General features: G+C 53.4%; 13 protein-coding genes and 1 pseudogene. 6 read left to right on the top strand and 8 right to left on the bottom strand.

The window, feature by feature from the left end; all coding sequences use genetic code 11:
* The first annotated feature begins 293 nt into the window (after positions 1-293).
* The 5 genes from NO930_RS13450 (at position 294) to NO930_RS13430 (ending at position 8,176) form a co-directional block, all read left to right on the top strand.
* Positions 294-2,126: a PAS domain-containing sensor histidine kinase gene (locus NO930_RS13450; RefSeq protein WP_256403808.1), complete on the top strand. Its 1,833-nt coding sequence runs from the start codon at positions 294-296 to the stop codon at positions 2,124-2,126.
* Positions 2,127-2,827: 701 nt separating this feature from the next.
* Positions 2,828-3,250, top strand: coding sequence for a methyl-accepting chemotaxis domain-containing protein (locus tag NO930_RS13445; RefSeq protein ID WP_256403807.1), 423 nt, complete (start codon positions 2,828-2,830; stop codon positions 3,248-3,250).
* The gene (locus tag NO930_RS13440; protein WP_256403806.1) at positions 3,247-6,171 is read left to right on the top strand and encodes a PAS domain S-box protein; all 2,925 of its coding nucleotides are present in this window, start codon (positions 3,247-3,249) and stop codon (positions 6,169-6,171) included. Before NO930_RS13445 ends, NO930_RS13440 begins: the two co-directional genes overlap by 4 nt.
* Positions 6,172-6,524: 353 nt before the next feature.
* Positions 6,525-6,932, top strand: a complete 408-nt coding sequence (tnpA, locus tag NO930_RS13435; protein ID WP_256403908.1) for an IS200/IS605-like element ISHmu6 family transposase — start codon at positions 6,525-6,527, stop codon at positions 6,930-6,932.
* Complete coding sequence (locus NO930_RS13430; protein ID WP_256403805.1) at positions 6,932-8,176, top strand: RNA-guided endonuclease InsQ/TnpB family protein; 1,245 nt, start codon at positions 6,932-6,934, stop codon at positions 8,174-8,176. The genes tnpA and NO930_RS13430 overlap by 1 nt, the downstream gene beginning before the upstream one ends.
* A 26-nt stretch (positions 8,177-8,202) precedes the next feature.
* Here NO930_RS13430 and NO930_RS13425 read toward each other — a convergent pair whose 3' ends face one another.
* From NO930_RS13425 to NO930_RS13390, 8 genes are all read right to left on the bottom strand, one after another.
* The gene (locus NO930_RS13425) at positions 8,203-9,984 is read right to left on the bottom strand and encodes a PAS domain S-box protein (protein ID WP_256403804.1); all 1,782 of its coding nucleotides are present in this window, start codon (positions 9,982-9,984) and stop codon (positions 8,203-8,205) included.
* Positions 9,985-10,258: 274 nt separating this feature from the next.
* Positions 10,259-11,677, bottom strand: a complete 1,419-nt coding sequence (locus NO930_RS13420) for an ATP-binding protein (protein ID WP_256403803.1) — start codon at positions 11,675-11,677, stop codon at positions 10,259-10,261.
* Between the two features lie 11 nt (positions 11,678-11,688).
* Positions 11,689-13,191, bottom strand: coding sequence for an ATPase domain-containing protein (locus NO930_RS13415; RefSeq protein WP_256403802.1), 1,503 nt, complete (start codon positions 13,189-13,191; stop codon positions 11,689-11,691).
* Positions 13,188-13,562: a HalOD1 output domain-containing protein gene (locus NO930_RS13410; protein ID WP_256403801.1), complete on the bottom strand. Its 375-nt coding sequence runs from the start codon at positions 13,560-13,562 to the stop codon at positions 13,188-13,190. Before NO930_RS13410 ends, NO930_RS13415 begins: the two co-directional genes overlap by 4 nt.
* Before the next feature lie 79 nt (positions 13,563-13,641).
* Positions 13,642-14,244, bottom strand: coding sequence for a response regulator (locus tag NO930_RS13405; RefSeq protein WP_256403800.1), 603 nt, complete (start codon positions 14,242-14,244; stop codon positions 13,642-13,644).
* The gene (locus NO930_RS13400; RefSeq protein WP_256403799.1) at positions 14,241-16,523 is read right to left on the bottom strand and encodes a PAS domain S-box protein; all 2,283 of its coding nucleotides are present in this window, start codon (positions 16,521-16,523) and stop codon (positions 14,241-14,243) included. Before NO930_RS13400 ends, NO930_RS13405 begins: the two co-directional genes overlap by 4 nt.
* Before the next feature lie 282 nt (positions 16,524-16,805).
* A complete protein-coding gene (locus tag NO930_RS13395) occupies positions 16,806-17,069 on the bottom strand; it encodes an MTH865 family protein (protein ID WP_256403798.1) in 264 nt (87 codons plus the stop codon).
* A complete protein-coding gene (locus tag NO930_RS13390) occupies positions 17,066-18,661 on the bottom strand; it encodes a globin-coupled sensor protein (protein WP_256403797.1) in 1,596 nt (531 codons plus the stop codon). The genes NO930_RS13395 and NO930_RS13390 overlap by 4 nt, the downstream gene beginning before the upstream one ends.
* Positions 18,662-18,820: 159 nt before the next feature.
* Here NO930_RS13390 and NO930_RS13385 point away from each other — a divergent pair.
* Positions 18,821-19,354, top strand: a pseudogene (locus NO930_RS13385) (DICT sensory domain-containing protein); the annotation flags it as partial.

Genomic DNA, 19,354 nt, shown 5'->3' with positions numbered 1-19,354 from the left:
GCTGGTCGCTGATAAAAAAAACGCGTTGGTGAGGTAACTACGAGTTGTAAGCCCGGGAACCCCGGATCATGTTCGGGATATCGACGGCGGTCGGACGTACAGCTTCCAAACTAGTTTGCAGAACAAAACCCGACGACGACGAGCAGGCAGCCACAGCATATCTCAATCAGGAACATTATGAGCCTAGAACCTGCTATCTCCTGTGAATGAGGGATTGGTCTCGGGCGGTAAATCAATGGTCGGTAGCACTCCTCGGAGTTGCACTTCTTTTGACCACACTTGCCCGAGCCGCTATGGACCCTGACGACCACCTTATCAACTTCATCGAAGTCATCCTCCCGTTCGTCGTCAGCATCGGACTCATTCTCGGTGGCCTCTGGCTCGCCAGAACGGTTCCACCAACCCGTATCAGACAGCTTTCGATGTGGTCGCTGGGTGGGGCCATCGTCGGCGTCGCCGTCAACGTCTGGTTTCTGTTCCTTATTTCGCTGGAACAGCTCCCAGCCGGCGAACTGGTCGTGTTGAATCTCAATCGCGCTGCCATCTTCATGGCCGCTGGCGTGCTTCTCGGCTACTATGCAACGGGGCTACAAGCACGGGAACACCAGCTCGAACTCTCGGAAAACCGCTTCCGGGCGCTCACAGAGAACTCGTCGTTCGCGGTCATTTCAATTGATGACACGAGTACGATTCGGTACGCGAACGATGCGACTGAGGACCTCTTCGGCTATTCCACAACCGAACTTGTGGGCAAGCCGCTTACCATGCTGATGCCCCCTCGATTTCGGGAGACGCTGTCGCACAACCTCACCGACGGCCGCCAAACTGTCGACTGGGATGCCCTCGAATTGGCCGGTATGCACGCCGACGGAGATGAATTCCCTGTGGAGGTCAGTTTTGGCGAATATGTCGTTGGCGATGACCATCTTTTTACGGGCGTCATTCAGGACATCTCGGACCGAAAAGCCGCAGAGGAGCAGCTCCGCTCCCACACCTCGAAAGTCACTCAGTTACACGCAGTCGCAACCAAAATTACGGGCGCAGATTCCAGCGAGCAGGTGTATCAACGTACTGCGAACGGGGTTGTAGACGTTTTCCCAGCAGATGTGGCCCTTGTCGCGATCGCGGATGGCGACCAGCTCGTCCCAACCGCCAGTTCGGACCACCACTCCCTCGAGGGGTGTCAGCCCGTATCCGCAACTCTCGGCTGTGTGGGGCGGAGCTTCCAGTCGGGTAACGTACTCCGATTGGATGACCTAACTGATACGCGCTCGGCAACACAGTCTCCACTCCAAGACGACAGGTCACAGCCAGACGTGGACCAAGCTGAACCACGAGCGCTGTTGAGCATCCCGCTCGGGAAGTACGGAGTGGTGCAGGCGGTTGCACACGAACCAGCGGCGTTCTCCGACCGCGATGAAGAGGTCGCCGAGATGCTCGTGACACACGTCACGACAGCCCTCCAGCGTGTCGAGGCCGAATCGACTATTCGACGTGAACGCGACCGATTCGAGGAGTTCGCTAACATCCTCTCGCACGACCTCCGGAACCCTTTGAGCGTCGCCCAGGGTCGGTTAGAGCTCATCCAGAGGACTGGCGAACTAGAGCACGTCGAGCCCATCGATCGGTCGCTGAATCGGATAGACCGGCTCATCGAAGATATGTTGACACTGGCTCGTGAGGGCGATGCCGTCGGCGAGACGCAGCTGGTCGCGGTTCGTGCAGTCGCTAACCAGGCCTGGAACAACGTCTCAACAGAACCTGCCTCACTCAAAATCGAGTCGAGCGTCCAGATCGATGCAGACCAAAGTCGGCTCATCCAGGTGTTCGAAAATTTATATCGGAATGCAATCGAACATGGTGGCGACGAGATCATGATTCGCGTGGGCGCTCTCGATGGCGGGTTTTACGTCGAAGATACCGGACCGGGTATTCCGGCAGACGAACGCGATGAGGTTTTTGAGAGCGGGTACACGACCAATCCAGACGGGACTGGGTTCGGGCTCGCGATCGTCAAACGGATCGTCGAGGCCCACGGGTGGGAAATTAAAATCATCGAAGGCACTGACGGTGGAGCCCGATTCGAAATTTCAAACACCCAATCCGATTCACTAGTGAGAGCGTGAGGAGATGGACCCCCAGGAACAAACTGTTAGACGCGGGATGGATAGTGACCACCTGCTATGACAACGAGGGCCGCGAGCGGCTAACAGACCATTCCCTCGATCCATCCCCGTGACCAAATCCGCGATTTTGCAGCCGGCGTCGCCGCGTGAAGCGCTGCTGAGCCAGCAGCACGATTGTATGACAGCGGTCGCCCGCTGATGCAGGTTGACCGCGAGCCCTAGTACGACTGGCCACTTGAATTCTTAGACTGCGAGTGTGAGCGTGAGACGTTGAGAAATCGGTCACTCATCGAAGCCCAGTTTGGGATCTTCGAATATCGAACCAGACGCTTTTACCACCGATTTCCCTTTCACAGCACTGCCAGCTCAACCGGATCGTGGCTCACAGCTTTTGGCGCTCTCCACAAGACTACGCTCTACTTTTGATAGCCGTCCTCTCGGCTGAGGGTTATTATTATATATTCGTATGCTGTCATAGACGTATGTCTCAGTCAAACAGTAATCAAATTCCACAATATGCTTGATCTCGGGTTAAAAATCCATCCTAGTGCCTCCGGCGTCTTCTACGAGCACCTTATTGACCCAGTAGACGAAGACCTAAAATCGGACTCGGCACAGTCAGACGGCAGTGTGGAAATACGGCACAACGACACCTTGACCCCGATGAAGCGCTGGATACGCTTGTCGACCGCACTCGATCGATGCTGAAGGTGATGAACCCTGACCAGCAGGTGGCTATGGTCACCGCCATCCGTTGCTACTGCCGGCAATTCGAAACCCAGCTCGAACAGCAGCGACAGGTGTCAAAGAAGACACTGGAGAGACTGTCTCCAGTATTGAGCAAACTATCGAGGAAGTCGAAGAGTATCACACAGGGTATCGAAGCGAAGAACACACTGCAAGATATTGCTCAATCCGTCCAAGAAACATCATGGGGAATTCGTGAAGTTTCGGACGTGACTGATGGTCAGCCCGCCAGTAGAAAAGAAGTTGCCAGGATGATTGATGAGTCAGTCGAACAGGCGAACACCGTCGTCGACAAAATCAAAGATGTTCATTCCGCTAAGGAAAAACAGGCAGAGGGCGTGAAACAGATCAACAACACGGTCCGGGTGATAAAATGAAGAAAATCGATATAAGCTCCTTAGACCGCTCCAATACCGGGTTTCCAGAGCAAAAACAGGCACGAAGCAACGCACTAGAACGCGTCTCAGATGGCGTAGTGTCTCTCAACCACGAACTCCGGTACACGTATGTTAATAGACAAGCGACGGAGTTCCTCGATACCGACGCTGAGTCACTTCTCGGCGAGCACATTTGGGATCGCTTTCCCAATACTGAGGGAACCAAAGCACAGGACGCGATCGAGCGAGCTATCGAAACCGGACAAACGACGTCTTTCGAGCGGTATAACGAGAACTTCGAAACGTGGTGGGAAGTCAGGGTCCATCCCGACGACACGGGTGCTACTGTTTGCTTCAACGATATCACTAAAAAAAAGGAACGACTGTACGACCTAGAGCGTGCAGATACGTTGTTCCAGAACGCGCAGGAAGGATTGTTCGTTATCAACGTCGAAGACGGTGGAGAGACGTTTCGCGTCAATCAGGTCAACCCGGCATACGAGACATTTTCAGACACTCCAGCTGGCGAACTCCAGGGAAAAACGATCCGCGAAATCACTAACAAAACGGACGGTGATGCGATCCGCGAGAAATACAAAGAGTGTGTACAGAGACGAACGTCTATTGAGTACGAAGAATACCTCTCAGCATTCGACAGTGGGTCGTGGTGGGAAACGAGACTCGCACCGGTACTCGTCGATGACGAGGTGACGCAAATCGTCGGCTCAACGCGAAACATCACAGAACGAAAAGAGCGCGAACAACGTCTACAGAAATTCGAACAGATGATTGAGCACACCGGGCACGCTGTCTTCTTTACTGATGTGAGTGGGCAGATCGAGTACGTGAATCCAGCATTCGAGGAGTTGACCGGATATGCCGCTGCTGATGCACTCGGAGAAACGCCCCAGTTGCTTAGTTCCGGCGAACACGACGATTCGTTTTTCGCCGCCCTGTGGGAGACTGTTTTGGACGGGGACGTCTGGACCGGTGAGATCGTGAACGAACGCAAGGATGGAACACGGTTCGTCGCCAACCATACGATTGCGCCGGTGATGGACGACTCTGGAGACGTGACCCACTTCGTCGCAATCTACGATGATATCACCGACCAGAAGGAACGCGAACGACGCCTGCAAACGCACGAACTCATTGTGCAGGCGATGAATGAAGTCGCATTCTTGGTCAACGAGGACAAGCGAATCCAGTTTGCCAACGACGCGGCACTCGATTATGCAGATGTGTCTCTGGAGGCAATCAAGGGCATCCCAATTGAGTCGGTCACCGAAGAAATGGCTGCCCCTGATGAAGATCCTCAACGGTTTGTAGACGCGATCACCGCGGTCTTAGAAAATGAGGAACCTGATGTCGGCGAGTGGGTTCAAGAGCCCGACGGGTCAGAGACGTTAAGCCTCGAATTCGACCTCTTCTTGGAATCGGTCGGGGAGGTTTGTGTCGAGCAACGACTTGTCCCGGTGAAACTCTACGGTGGTGAACGGGGCGTCGCGGTCATTTCGAGGGACGTTACCACGCGCAGGCAGAAAGAGGAAGAAATCCAGACGCATCTGGAGCAAGCTCAGAAGGTCGGGCACGTCGGGAGCTGGCATCTGAATATCGATACCAACGACCTGCAGTGGTCGGACGAATGTTATCGGATATTCGGCCTGGACCCGGGAACGCCGATGACGTATAAATGGTTCCTAGAGATGGTTCATCCCGAAGATCGTGAGAAAGTTGATGAAGCATGGAGTGAAGCATTAAAAGAAGGTGGCTATGACATCGAGCATCGGATCGTGGTAGATGGTAAGACACGATGGGTGCAGGAAACGGCCGAGGTTGAATTCGGGTGTGACGGAGAACCAAAGAGCGGTATCGGCGTCGTCCGAGACATTACAGAACAGGTCCAGCAAACCCGCGAGATACGCGCACAGAAAGAGCGGTACGAGTCGTTATTTGAAAACGTCCGCGGTGCGGTGGTAGTCACAGATCTCGGTGGCACGATTACAACCTGTAATCCGGGCTTTGTCGATATGTTCGGGTACGAGAGCGGCGAAATTGAGGGAAATAATCTCAGCACGATTACAGACGAGAGTACAGATGTGGAGCAGTTGTTTAAGATAACGGAGAGTTCTCAAGAAGCATTACTTCTCGATTATCAAAAAAAGTCGGGACAAATCTTCCCCGGTGAGACAGGGGTTTTGCCGCTTCCAACCCAGAACGGCGACACCGGTGGATATGTGGTACACATAATTGATGTTTCTGAGGAGCAAGCAAACCACGAGCAACTGCAAGTTCTCAGCCGTGTATTCCGACATAATGTAAAGAATGATATGAATATTATCCAAGGGCATGCCGAACTCATCGAACAGCAAGGGCCAGATACAGTATTGTCAAGTACCCGAAAAATACTCAAAAGAAGTGAAAAATTCGTTGAGATGTCGAAGAATAACCAGCGAATTATCGACCTTCTCACCGGCAGTACTGAAATTGTCGATACAAATTTATTTCAGAGAATTCAACAGATTATCTCGGACGTCCAAGCGGAGTACCCTGCGGCAACAGTACAGACAGATCTGGCTGCTGAATGTTGGGTGAGTGCCCCTCGTGGGATCGACAAAGCGATTCGAGAATTAGTGGTGAATGCGATCATTCATTCCGATCGAGAACACCCGATCGTTGATATCGAACTCCACGTCGTGGATGGGATGGCAGAACTGACGGTACGAGACGATGGCCCAGGAATTCCCGAGCAGGAATGGAGCGTGCTGATGGCGGACAGCGAAATCAATCCATTAAGTCACGGAACAGGACTCGGCCTCTGGTTCGTCAAGCAAGTTGTTCGTCGTTCGAATGGGACGCTGTCGTTGGACACAAATGACTCGGGGGGAGCGGACGTAATTATTCGGCTTCCTGAGAGCTAGTTTTTCTGTCTGAGTATCCGAAGGCTAACAGCGTGAATATCCTAGTGGTGGAGTGTAGGCGACAAAGCGCAGCTGCGCCACCGGCTGTTTGCTGTCGACGATTACGCACAACTACGCACGGTTAGCTTGATATAGGCGCTAAGCCCCCACCCTCAACGGAGCGACTGAAGGGAGCGGAGTAGGGTGGGGATACAGCGTCCCCAGAAATCGAAGATTTCTGGTGTGCGAACGAGACGCGGAGCGTCTCGTCAACGCCGTCATCACCTGTTCATATGGCGATACGGTTACAGGCCCGCAGGCCAACGCCGTCGTAATGATTTTACATTTGGATATTGTATTACAGTATGAACCTAATGGAGTACGACCTCGATTCGGGAGCGCACTCGACGTATTCCCTACACTACCACCTGATACTCACCACGAAGTATCGGCGCGGAGTGCTAACCGAGGAGCGAACCCAATTCATTCACGAGGTCATCAGCGGGTTCACGGACAACTACGGCGTCGAACTGACGAACCTCGACGGAGAGGACGACCACGTACACATCCTGTTCCGAGCGAAACCAACCACGGACCTCGTGAAGTTCATTAATACAGTCAAGGGCGCGACTGCTCGCCGTATCCGCAACGAGTACGAGGATGAGCTGAAGACCGAACTGTGGGGCGACTCGTTCTGGAACGACTCCTACTGCCTCATTTCGACGGGGCAGGTGTCGCTGGATGTGCTGAAACAGTATGTCGAAGACCAGCGGGAGAGCTGATGTACTACGCCTACAAGTATCGCCTCAAGCCGTCCGACGCCCACCGTGAGGAGTTGGACCGCCACCGCGATATTTGTCGGCAACTGTACAATCACACGCTCTATCGGCTTAACGAGTACCAAGATGAACACGCCGAACTGCCGTCCATGACCACGCTTCGGTCAGAACTCCCCACCCTCAAGGAGTGGTGGGACGACCTCTCCGACGTGTACTCGAAGGTGCTCCAAACCGTCGTGGAACGGCTGTTCGACAACCTCAACAGCCTCTCCACGCTCAAGGAGAACGGCTACGGCGTCGGTCAACTCAAGTGGAAGCCGCCACGGGAGTTCCGGAGTTTCACGTACAACCAGTCTGGCTTCAAGCTCGACAAGAAGGGCGGTCAGACTGTGCTGTCACTCTCGAAACTCGCGGACATTCCGATGCGACTCCACCGCAACATCCCCGACGACGCCAACCTCAAGCAGGTCACGGTCAAGAAGGAGCCGACGGGCGAGTGGTTCGCCACGTTCGGCGTCCAAATCGACCGTGAACCGTCCGAACCCACCGAAAATCCCGAGAAGTGCGTCGGAATTGACGTGGGGATTCTCAAGTACGCCCACGACACCGACGGCACGGCGGTCGAGTCGCTCGATCTCTCCGACGAGCGTGAACGCTTGGAGCGTGAGCAACGGAAACTCTCGCGGAAGCAACACGGGTCGAACAACTACGAGAAGCAACGGCGTCGCGTCGCAGAGTGTCACGCCGATCTCCGACGGAAGCGCCGTGATTTTCTCCATAAACTCTCGAACTACTACGCTCGGGAGTACGACCTCGTGGCGGTCGAAGACCTGAACGTGAAGGGGATGATGGAGTCGCCGTCGAACAGCCGCAACACCGCGTCGGCAGCATGGCGGACGTTCCTCTCGTTGCTCGAGTACAAGTGCAAGCGAGAGGGAACGTACTTCGTCGCCGTGGATCCGCGCGGTACGACGAAAGAGTGCGCGTCGTGTGGTGTTTTGACGGAGAAGCCGTTGTGGGTCTGTGAACACTCCTGTCCCGCCTGCGGGTTTGAGGCGGACAGGGACGCGAACGCGGCGTGGAACATCCTTTCTCGCGGTCTCGAAGACATAGGAGTGGGACACTCCGAATCAACGCCTGTGGAGACTGCGCTCCCTACGGACACCGATTCGGTGTCTGTAAAGCGCGTCGTGGAAACAGGAAGCCCTACCCTCAAGGAGCGAACGGCGTCAGCCGTGAGCGAGTAGGGTAGTTCACACAGCAGGCTATGCGGTCAACTCACTTTGGGGAGCCGCAGAGTAAATACTGCTCCTCCTGTATCGGTATTCCGTACCGCGACGTCGCCACCATATTGTGCAACGATCATCTGAACGAGATAGAGTCCGATCCCTGTCCCACTACTCTCAAGACTTTGCGCTCCTTTCCCGAAAATTGTCTCTTGCTGACTCTCAGGGACGCCCGGACCGTTGTCTCTAATTGTAATTTCCACGTTGTCGGCGTATTCTTCAGCCATTATCTCGACAACAGGCCGGTCTTTGTCGTTGTGCTGGACAGCGTTGTTCAACAGGTTTCGGAATACGGATGACAGCATCTCGTTGGCCTGCAGTTCAACATCCGGGATCGAGCCAATAGTGCTAATATCTGCATCTGGATAGGACTCTTGTCGGAGGGTGAGTTCTGTGTCCAGAACAGAGCGTAACGGTGTCGGTTTGAGTTCAACCGTTTCCTCACTCGTAACTGTCTCGACATAATCACGAGCAATTTCTGTGAGTTCAACGATATGCTCACCACTGCTGAGAATTTTTTTGAGATGATCCGTTCCAGTCTCGTCGACGTGCTCCTCAAGAAATTCGGCCCACCCGAGAATCACTGCCATGTCGTTGCGAATATCGTGGCGAACGACGCGATTCAACATCTCGAGTTCTTCATTCGCCTGTTTCAATTGCCGTTCGTGTTTCTTCCGCTCGGTGATGTCGACGAACGAGGACATTAATGCGGTCGGTTCGCCACCATCAGTTTTCACATAGCTAGCCGAACAGTAAGCGAGAAACGTCGACCCGTCTTGGCGAACGGCCTCGAGTTCCCCTTCCCAGCTACCGGTTTCTCGAATCGCGGCAACGACCTCTGCGGCGGCTCCCGGATCATTCCAAAACTCGGTAACTGATCTCCCACGCACGGTCTCACGATCGGCATAGCCCCACATCTCACAGAATGCAGGATTCACCGACCGTAGTTCGCCCTCCAGACTGGCAATCGCAATCCCACTAAATGCTGAGTTACAGGCATACTCATAGATCTGCAGTTGTTTTTCCTGCTCTTTCCGCTCGGTGATGTCCCGATTGATTGCGACGAATCCCTCTACGTTGCCATCGTCAGTCTCGATTGGTGCAATTGTCTGAGCAAGAATGATCTTCTCGCCGTTCTTCCGTTCGTCTATCATTTCGTGTTCCCAATCGTTTCCTGCAAGAATGGTCTCCCAAAGGTTCGCATAGAAGCTCTCGTCGTATGCCCCTGAATTAAGAATAGCAGGAGTTTCACCGAGTGTTTCTTCGGCAGTGTATCCCGTGATCTTCTCAAATGCTGGATTGACGTATTCAATTGTCCCGTCGGTATCAGTAATATAGATGGCGTGAGCGGCCTGCTCAACTGCTTCTTTGAATTGGCGGAGTTCTCGGTCCCGCTGTTTGCGCTCAGTAATATCACGCAACACGCCGCGAAGAAGTGTGGTTTCCCCGGTTTCGTCGGTAGTAACTTCTCCTTGGGCACGGACATCTCGAACGGTGCCGTCTGAGCGAACGATCTGAAGTTCACGATCATAGGGTTCTCCCTGCTCAATCGCTCGATTCACAATATTTTTGAGTTCATCGCGGTCATCCGGATGGTAAAATCCGATTGCGTCCTCCAAGGTCGGCTCGTACCCTTTCTCAACGTTGTGTATTTGATACAGACCATCAGACCAACGGAGAGAGTCAGACTGTGGATTATACTCCCAGATACCGATATCAGCGATATCCTGAATCCGACGAAAGAGACCGTCGGCATCTGTAACAGACATACCCATGTGGAGGTATAGCATACAAATAAGGATGGTGAAGGGTGGAGGCAATTTTACGAAGAGTCAAAAAGGTCCTCTCCAAAGGCGTAGGCCTTTTTTGAGTTTCCGTAGTGCCCCGATTCGACAACCTAACATTCGGGACCAGAATTATCGAGGTTCGGCTGCCACGTAGGGGAGCGGAACCCGATGCGTATTGATCGGTGTCTCAAAAATATGCGGACTACAGTTACTGTCTCTTCTCAAGGATCAGCACAATATAGTGTCGAGCTGACTTCTATTCTTGCGGGATGCGGTCGATATCAACGTTGCGAATCTCAAATCGTGCTCCGTCCCTAGTCCCCTCTGTGATAGCGATTTCCCATTCGTGTCCATCAACAATCTGTTGGACAATCGAGAGTCCGAATCCGGTACCCTCCTCGGCATCAGTGTATCCCACTTCAAACACCTCGTCACGTTCGTTAGCAGCTATCCCGGGCCCGTCGTCTTCCACGTAGAACCCCGTGTCATCGTCAAGAGTACCGAAAGTAACGGTGACACGCTCCTTACTATGTTCAATCGCATTTCGAAAGAGATTCTCGAAGAGTTCACACAATCGTCCTTCGTCCGCTAGTATGACAACCGACGTGTCGACATCAATTTCGAGCGTGGCATCTGCTGTTTCAACGTGCTCCCACGCTTGTGTGGTAATCTCAGAGAGCGTGACTGCGTTCGGATCAAGAACTGCTTGCCCTTGTTTCGCGAGCGACAGGAGTTCATCGATCATTTCTTTCATGCGCTCGTGAGACTGGTCGATCGCTTCGAAATGTTCGACATCCCCTGTCTTTCGTGCCAGTTCAAGCCGGCCAGTCGCGACGTTGAGCGGGTTCCGTAGGTCGTGAGCAACCGTGCCGGCGAATTCCTGAAGCCGTTCGTTCTGTCCTGCGAGTTCCTCTTCGCGTTTCGCCCTCTCCGTGACGTCTCTGAATATCCCGATTCGCTCGGCAGCTTTACCAAGCCCGGAAATAGCTTCTGTGTTTAATTCCATCACTTGGGGGTTCTCCCCATCGCGTTGCCACTGAACTGTTGTCGTCGTATCATCGTCATCGATTTTTACGAGAACCCGCTCCAGTAGCTCTGATGGCGTGAATTCGAAGTCAGAGATTGGTCGATCTGCTAATGATTCGGTGTCGAAGCCGAACGCCTCGACAAAAGCATCGTTTGCCTCGGTGACTGTTCCATCCGGTTTCACTACCACAACTGGATCCGGGGTGGACTGGAATAGCGATTCAAATCGCCTGTCACTCTGCTCTTTCTGCCGTGTGAGTTCGAGCGACAACTGGCGGCGTTGCAGAAGGTTATCGATCCGTGCGTTTAATTCGGCCCTACTGACCGGTCGTTGAATCAGTTCATCAACAATATCCCAAGTGGTACCGGTGAACTGATCCGGTGACCTGTCACCAGTAAGCAAAAGCACCGGTAAGAACGTCGGTGCAGTTACAGTTTGCACTTTTTGAAGCTCGTCCTCAAATCTCTCGAACGAGCGAGTATCGACCAGACACAGATCGAAGTCGGAATCTGCAAACGGTGTATCGGTGTGAGTCTGAACGGTGTATTCCGGCTCAAGCTGCTCAGCAAGTAATTCGCGATTCCGGTCGCTTTGGATCAGCAGGAGGAGTGTCGGTCGGTGATCGTGGTCTTTGTTCGAAGATTCCATCACGGTGGGAATTATTGGTCAGTCGTGTCTGACTCATCAGTCCATTCCGGCGTGCCACTGAGAATCCCTCGGAGCTGTGTTAGTGGTTCGCCGACTGTAATTCCGTGCTCGGTGATTTTGAACCCCCGTAATGTCCGTTCGAAGTCGCTGGTACGCATTTTCAGGACGCCAATAACTTTTCGCATCTCACCCTGAACTTCGAGATGCCGAAGAAAGACAATATTGTCTGCGAGGTAGCTTATCCCAACATCAGTCGCCTGAAATTCTCCTGTGATATTAGTAATCTCTTCGATCATAATAACAGTCACACCCATATTTTTAAGATACCGACCGAGAGAGTGGAGATGAGAAACAAGCTCGCCTTCTTCGCCTTCTAAGGCAAGCTTGTAGCCCGCGATCCCATCGATCATCACAATTTCAGCCCCTTGTTCTTCGACTTCCTGGCGGACCATATTGGCGAACTCCTGGGGTGAGATCTCTAAAGCCTCGATCTCTTCGACAGTGAGTGTCCCTCGGTCCCGCATCTCCGCGACGGGGATATTGACTGCCTCAGATCGCCGCATAAAGGTGCCCGTCGTTTCCTCGAAGAGATACATCACTGAACGTTCGCCTCGGCCCGCTGCTTCTTTCATGAACTGCGTGCCGGTCGTCGTCTTCCCGACCCCAGTTGGCCCGGAGATAACGGTCACTGTACCCCGATCCAGCCCACCATTAAGTAGTTGGTCGACTTCTGGAACACCTGCGGAGATGGGTTCATCCACGAATTCCTGTTCGTAGTCTCCTGGAGCGAGTTCTGGATACACGGCGAGTCCGGTATCAGTGATCTTCACCGCGTGGTCCCCGCTCCGAGTCGCTGAACCGCGGAATTTCGGTACGCTGATCGATCGACCAGTCGACGCGTATCCGAGTTCTATCATTCCGTCACTCATAAACTGCAGATCGTCGTCCGGAGCATCCTCGGTGGCCTGCGTCGTGAACAGGACGGTCGCACCTGCCTCGCCCAGTAGTCGCATAAAGGAGAGTGCCTGCTTGCGGAACTGGTACTGATCGGTCGAGAGGTATCGGAGCTGGCTGATCGGATCGACAAACACGCGATCCGGTTCAATTGTCGATACCTGTTCGGTGATTTTTTCCACGAGCGGATCGCGTTCGACCTCGCTAGATTCGAAGATATCGTAACCCTGATCGGCGGCGAAAAACTCCGACTTTGGGCTCAGATCGAGAAAATGAACGTTCTCGACATCGAAGCCAAGGGCGGCTGCATTCTGTTCGATATCCGCCGTTGTTTCCTCAAGATTGATGAACAACGATGTTTCGCTCTGTTCTGTTCCTTGCGTGAGATAATGCAATCCCAGAATTGTCTTGCCGGTGCCTGGCCGCCCTCGAACGAGATAACTTCGTTCGGGAATAAGCCCACCATTCAGAATGGTATCGAGGCCACGAATACCGGTTGAAATACGGTCAAAGGTCTGTACGGTCTCTGGTATTGAGTCTGGTTCTGAATTGTCTGTCATGAAGTGTCATCCGCTGTGGTACTCTGTTGGACTGTGATCGTTCCGTCCGCAGCAATAGTCACATGGAAGCCTGCGTATGGGAATGCTATCTGTCCGTGCACTCTCGACGCCCCCGACGTGGTCGGGGCAAAAAGGCAGTCCAGTGCATCCGGGTCGATACGTTCGAGCAACGGCGGCAGTTCGTCTGTCGAACCCGTCGATGCGGCTTCTATGACCGCAAATACCGAGACACTGAGCGAATCGTGCGTCGACCAGTCGTGTTTGAGCCGATACGCCTCCAGTGACGAGTCGTATTTAATTTTCCCCTGTGGCACGTCAATCGTCGAATCCGGACCAAAATCACTACTAAGAATAGAGAGACTGTCGTTCATACGGCGCTGTCCCACTGTGTCGTCCACTGTCGAGTACGCCCAGAGTTGCTCGCTCTCGGCTGAGTTGTAGCGTTAGTTGTCATAAGTGTTGGTCTGAAATATCAGCGAATCGGGATCCGGCGAACGCGTCTGTCGCCATCATCTCCGTGAGCGTAGAATCGGCTGTATCTGTTGCCTCCGTCACCTCCTCCTCTAATGTGTTATATGCGTCACTTGATGCGCGTTCCTGTTCGCTCATAGAGGCATCCAGAGCAGCCTTCTTTGAGATCGCGGCGAAGTATTCGCGGAACTCTTTATCGTACCGTCTTCGCGCAAGGAGTGCTTCGGCGGCCTCTTGAAGCTGTACCTCGGAAATCGGTTTTATTAAATATTCGTCAATATCTAGCCCGATGATATCCTCTTCTGGATCAACGGCGGTAAGCATCGAAATGGGTTGGTCATGTCCACGCTCACGAAGTGTAGCGAGTGTCTCATCACCAGAAAGTCCCGGCATCCGCCGGTCAAGTAACACAGCATCTACGTCGCCGTCGATGAGGTCAAGGGCCTCTTCACCACCGTATGCAACTCGGGTGGTATACTCATCTTCGAGATAGAGAGCAAATAGGTCAGCCAATCCTCGCTCGTCCTCAACGACAAGGATTGTGGGCGGTTCGCGTTCCGGCGTCTGACTCAGTTCTGTCATACTGGTGTCTCCGAATGATCGTCTTGTAGACAGTAGTCTGGGCCGACAGTAGGCAGCCTGAGCGTTACAGTTGCTCCTGGACCGTCACGGTTCGAGAGCGTGAGATCCCCACCGGCGGTGGTGACGATCCAGTGAACAGTCCAGAGGCCCAGTCCGTTTCCGTGCTGGAGTTGAGTCTCTTCTCCTTTCTGGAGCACAGCTTGCTGTGCGTCAGGGATCCCTGGACCGTTATCTTCGACAGTAATTTCCACCCAATCTGTTCTGTTTTTTATTGGTTCTGCTGTAATGGCCACTACAGGTGACGCCTGAGTGGAATGTGTGATAGCGTTTTCACATAGCTCCTTCAGCGCACGGTCTAATTGAACGGAGCCGGACAGCCACTCGTCGGTCTCAATCGCCGTCGAGATGTCTGCATCTGGATACTGTTCTCGAAGTGACCTCACCGGTCGCTCGATCAGATCGACAATCGGGACGGGTTTGAGATTCTGTTCCGAATTGGTCTTGCTCAAAAGGGTCCGAGCTGATTCGCTTAAATCAAGGAGTTCGTTTATAGCGTCCAACCCGCTCTCTGCGAGAGGCGTTGGCACATTGCGCTCATGATCAAGTGACCACTCAACGGCTCCACGGACAATATTCAGTTTGTTCCGAATGTTGTGTCGAAGAACACGATTGAGGACCTGGAGCTGCTGGTCACGCCGTTTCTGCTCAGTGATATCCGTATATACGACGTAGGCACCAAGGTGTTCGTCGTTCTGTTGAATCGGAACGACACGGATGAGGAAGTCTCGCTGGCCGGTTGCTGTCTCACGACGCCCTTCAGTGTCGACAGTAGTACGCCCGTCTACAAACGCGCGAGCGATAAGCGACTGAGATGCCCCCTCCTCATTTGGTGGGGCAACGAGCTCAGTGAGTGAGTTTCCACGGACAGTAGCCCTCTCACAGCCGAATACCCGTTCAAATTCCGGATTAACATCTTGAATATAGGGACCACCATTCTCAAATTTGACATCCGCAATAGCATCAGTCGCGTTCTCAAAGAGGGCCCTGAAATACTCTGTCTGTTCGCTCAGTGATTCTTCACGCTCGGCTCGTGTGAGTGCGGCGGTCGTGGTCGCAGCCAAGAGTCCCATCAATTCGACATCCGCATCGCGGAATGCAGCAGACTCTGTTGCTCCGATACTCACCACGCCGTGAGCACCGAGAGGAAAACACATCACGCTCCGTATAGGCTTGTATCCGAATGGCGTCTCACTCGATTGAATATTACTGAGAGAAATCGATTCTTGCCTCTCGAAGACCCCCCCAACTACGCTCTCACCACGTTCATAGACGGTTGGTGTGGCCTCTAAGAGTTCGAATGTTTCGGAGGTTGCAGCCACGAGATCGAGGGTTTCTGGCGTCGACTCCGTATTTAAAAGCCGGACACCTGCGATATTGTATCCGAAGACGTGTTTTGCGGCGGCTACCGCTACCTCCGCAACCTCATGTTTTGTCGGAGCCTCCATCATGTCAGCTGTCACGGTAGGGAGCCGCTTGAGCACCTGTCGCTGCTCGTAGCGGGTCGTGACGTCGCGAACACTGGCGAGGAAATGAGGCTGCCCATCGACATGGAGCGCAGAGGCAGAGATTTCAGCCCTGATTTGCTTATCGCCTTTGGTTCGGCAAGTTAATTCTGTGGTATACCCACGACCATTTTCAATAACACTGTCGACGAACGTCCAAAATTCTGATTTCACGTCAGGGTGAATGAGATCCGGAGAAGACGAACGGAGTTCGTCTTTGGAATATCCAAGCAGTTCACAGGCTTGAGGATTACATTCGCGGATCTCTTCGGATTCAGGATCAATAATAAAAACTGCGTCATTCGAAGACTCAAACATATTGCGGAACAAATCACGCTGCTGTTCCGCCTCCGTTGAAAGGTCCACCGAGAGGTCGCGTCGTTGGAGGAGATTAACAAGCCGATGGGAGAGTGCCCGCTTTTGAGTCGGCATAGAAATAATCTCATCCACAAGATCCCACACCGCTTGATTATTCGGATGAGAATCCGAGGTAGTCGAAAGCAAAAGGTAAGGGAGAAAGACCGAGTTCGATTTGTCTTTGAGTTGACGGAGCCGGGAGTAATGTCTTTCCAGCATTAGTTCATCTACAATATAAAGGTCACAGTTCGACTGAACGAGGGACTGGCTATCTACTTGAACGACATCATATACTGAAGATAACCAGTCGGTCAAGCGCGCATTATTGGCTTGCTGAGCGAGAAGTAGCCCAATCTGCACGGAATCCGACTGAGACGCTATGGATGCTTCCGAATTACGCCTTGTCGGAGGAAGTCTATTCATAAATGGTCCCACATTACGTGGTAGACATTCATAATTATAGACGAGTATATATATAACCATAGGCCCAAATATGCAATCTGATAATATACCCGGTTGGACCTCCAGTCCAAAGGATCGCTGACGTGAGTGAGATATTGGGGGCTCAAACATCGATCGCAGCGAAGATGTTACTTCAAATAGGCACGCGACTTCTCACAAAATAGCCGATAGGAGACGTATTCAGGCCCTGGAAGGAAGAACGTTATCCGCACGCAGCGCCGCCATGACATCGTCAACCAGTGCATCCGCTGACCGGTAAGGAAAGGCGAGGTGGTGGCCGTGGACAAGTCCGATGTCAACCGCCGGAACCCGGATACCGTCGGCTTCGAACACTGTTTCTGGGCCGTCTGGCAGCGCAGGAATTAGGTCGAATGGAGACACGAGTGGATAGGACGCCCGGTCAAAAGCAGCTGCGAGCTCGCCACGCAGTGGATGACCGCTCATCGGTCCGCACCTGTTCGCGTTTCCATTCCGTTTTCAACGAGGTCTTCCACAGTGACAGAGATCTCTTCGACCCGCTCTGCCTGACGTTCGTTGGCTGCTGCGACATCCGCAATCTCAGTACTGACTTCACGGGACTGCACGAGTGTGTCATCGACCATCTGTGAAACCTCTTCGGTACTGGCCGCTTGGTCATCGGTTGCTCTGGCGACCTCATCGATTCCTTGGGCGGCATCTGTGACAGCGTCGGCAATTTCTTCGAGGTTGTTCATCGCAGAGTCAACGCTCTCAACGCCGTCGTCCACCTGATCGGTTACCTCATTCAGGCTCGACACCGTTTCCTTCGTATCGGCTTGGATAGTGCTCACCGTGTTTTCGATCTGGCCGGCCTGCTCCTGCGATTCTTCTGCTAGAGACTTTACTTCATCGGCAACGACGGCGAACCCAGATCCGGCGTCGCCCGCCCGGGCGGCTTCAATAGATGCGTTCAGCGCAAGTAAGTTGGTTTGATCGGCGATATCGTCGATGATCTCGACGATGTTGTCGATCTCGTCGATCCGCTCCTGGAGCTGGTCGACATCGTCGGCGACGGCCTTGGTAGCGGCGGCGACATCCTCCATGGTATCCATCGCCTCCTCAGCCGAGTCTCGCCCATCGATGGCATGGGATTCAGCTTCGGCACTCGTAGATGCCACTTCGTCGGCGGTTGAGGCGACCTCTTCGACAGTCGCACTTAGATTAGACACCTCACTTGCGACCTGTTCCATATTTTCGACCTGTTCGGTCGCGATGTCGGTGATCTCTTGAGTACTCTCCGCGACCTGATTCGTCGAGTTGCGCAGTTCCTCGACGGATGAATCCACGTTCCCAGCGACCGATCGCTGCCGCTCCAGTTCCGACTCAATTTGCGAGCTGTACGACTGGATGTACGTATCCATCGCGACCTGCTGGTCGAGGTTAATGATCTTGAGTGCCGATAGCGCCTGCTCGATGGTCTCGTCGACGGCCGCCTCTACAGACGTTATCGGCGCACCGTCGTCTGAACTCTCAGAGGGTGACCCCTCAGCCGGGCGGGCTGCCGACCCATCGCGGGCAACAGCACCCCCATCAGTCTGGACAGCTCGGTCCTTGATGTCCTCGGCGATAGCCTCAAAAATGCCTTCGTAGTAGATCGAATACGCCCCGAAGTACACTCTCGGACCCAAATCGAGCATATCGTGGATCTTTCCGATCCGAGCGCGGCTGTCGAAGTACGACTGATCGTACTGCCCGCGTCCGAGGTCTTTGAGATACTCGGCTTGACTCCGTTTTAACGCCTCGACTGACTTCGTCGACGAGTCAATAATCGCCATCGACTCGGAGTAGTTCTGGAGGTGTGCGTAAAAGTCCTCGACGAGGTCGTCCGCGATGTCGTTGAGCAGCGGTTCAAGCCTGTTCAGCCGCTCAACGTCATCTGAGTCGAACCGCGTAAAGTCTTTCCGCCACTCAATTTCCCGACTGTCGATGCCGATCTGCTCTGTAAGCCGGCCCCCGTCTACCGTCCGTCTATTTTGATCGTTAACCTTGAATTCGTCCGATGGTTGTCGATTAGCCATACCTTGTTAAAGATAGACTAACATAAGAAACACCTCCACCAATTATCAGATGTAGTAACAGATTATGTGGACGAGACCCTCGGATCAGTACAGACGGAACACGGTGCACCGATCGACGCTACCGGAATTATAAATGACTCCGAGCCTATTAAAAACAGTATGTCTGAGCCAGTAACACCGCTGACACGATTCTTTGAGGGGCGGGCAGATTCTGGCTGGTCGGTTCAGGTCGTCAACCGAACCGACCCAGAACCGATGCGTAATATGCTTCAGAACCTGTTCGACGGACTCTCGACGGACATGAGCGAGAAGCAGCTCTCAGGCACCGACGACGATATTGTACTACTGTTACGCGACGGCGAGGTTGTCGAGACCTCCCCGCTCGAGGATCTCAAAGACGGGCTGTTGATGGTTAACGGAGATTTCTACCGGACGGGAACCGAACCCTTAGAAAATGTCGATCCGCCAGACATTATCATGGAACTTTCAGGGACAATCTTCCAGCTCCGTGGATTCCCGGCATCGGACACAGAGAAGTTGGTGCTGATTCTCATGTCCCGATACATCGAGTCGCTGGCCCGGAAAAACGGCGCCGGAACGCTCAGGACGTCCTTCCAGCGGTTGTCGCGCTTGCACGACGAGAGTGGCACTTGGCGGGTATATCAAAAACTCGGCGAGACCGAAGGCTTGGGT

This window comes from Halorubrum salinum (genome assembly GCF_024494575.1).
Classification (GTDB): domain Archaea; phylum Halobacteriota; class Halobacteria; order Halobacteriales; family Haloferacaceae; genus Halorubrum; species Halorubrum salinum.
The sequence above is the reverse complement of the archived record's forward strand: the minus strand, read 5'-3'. Positions and strand labels throughout refer to the sequence as shown.

Coding starts and splice junctions, on each gene's coding strand:
- NO930_RS13450 (WP_256403808.1), top strand. CDS start 294: ATGGACCCTGACGACCACCTTATCAACTTCATCGAAGTCATCCTCCCG.
- NO930_RS13445 (WP_256403807.1), top strand. CDS start 2,828: ATGCTGAAGGTGATGAACCCTGACCAGCAGGTGGCTATGGTCACCGCC.
- NO930_RS13440 (WP_256403806.1), top strand. CDS start 3,247: ATGAAGAAAATCGATATAAGCTCCTTAGACCGCTCCAATACCGGGTTT.
- tnpA (WP_256403908.1), top strand. CDS start 6,525: ATGGAGTACGACCTCGATTCGGGAGCGCACTCGACGTATTCCCTACAC.
- NO930_RS13430 (WP_256403805.1), top strand. CDS start 6,932: ATGTACTACGCCTACAAGTATCGCCTCAAGCCGTCCGACGCCCACCGT.
- NO930_RS13425 (WP_256403804.1), bottom strand. CDS start 9,984: ATGTCTGTTACAGATGCCGACGGTCTCTTTCGTCGGATTCAGGATATC.
- NO930_RS13420 (WP_256403803.1), bottom strand. CDS start 11,677: ATGGAATCTTCGAACAAAGACCACGATCACCGACCGACACTCCTCCTG.
- NO930_RS13415 (WP_256403802.1), bottom strand. CDS start 13,191: ATGACAGACAATTCAGAACCAGACTCAATACCAGAGACCGTACAGACC.
- NO930_RS13410 (WP_256403801.1), bottom strand. CDS start 13,562: ATGAACGACAGTCTCTCTATTCTTAGTAGTGATTTTGGTCCGGATTCG.
- NO930_RS13405 (WP_256403800.1), bottom strand. CDS start 14,244: ATGACAGAACTGAGTCAGACGCCGGAACGCGAACCGCCCACAATCCTT.
- NO930_RS13395 (WP_256403798.1), bottom strand. CDS start 17,069: ATGAGCGGTCATCCACTGCGTGGCGAGCTCGCAGCTGCTTTTGACCGG.
- NO930_RS13390 (WP_256403797.1), bottom strand. CDS start 18,661: ATGGCTAATCGACAACCATCGGACGAATTCAAGGTTAACGATCAAAAT.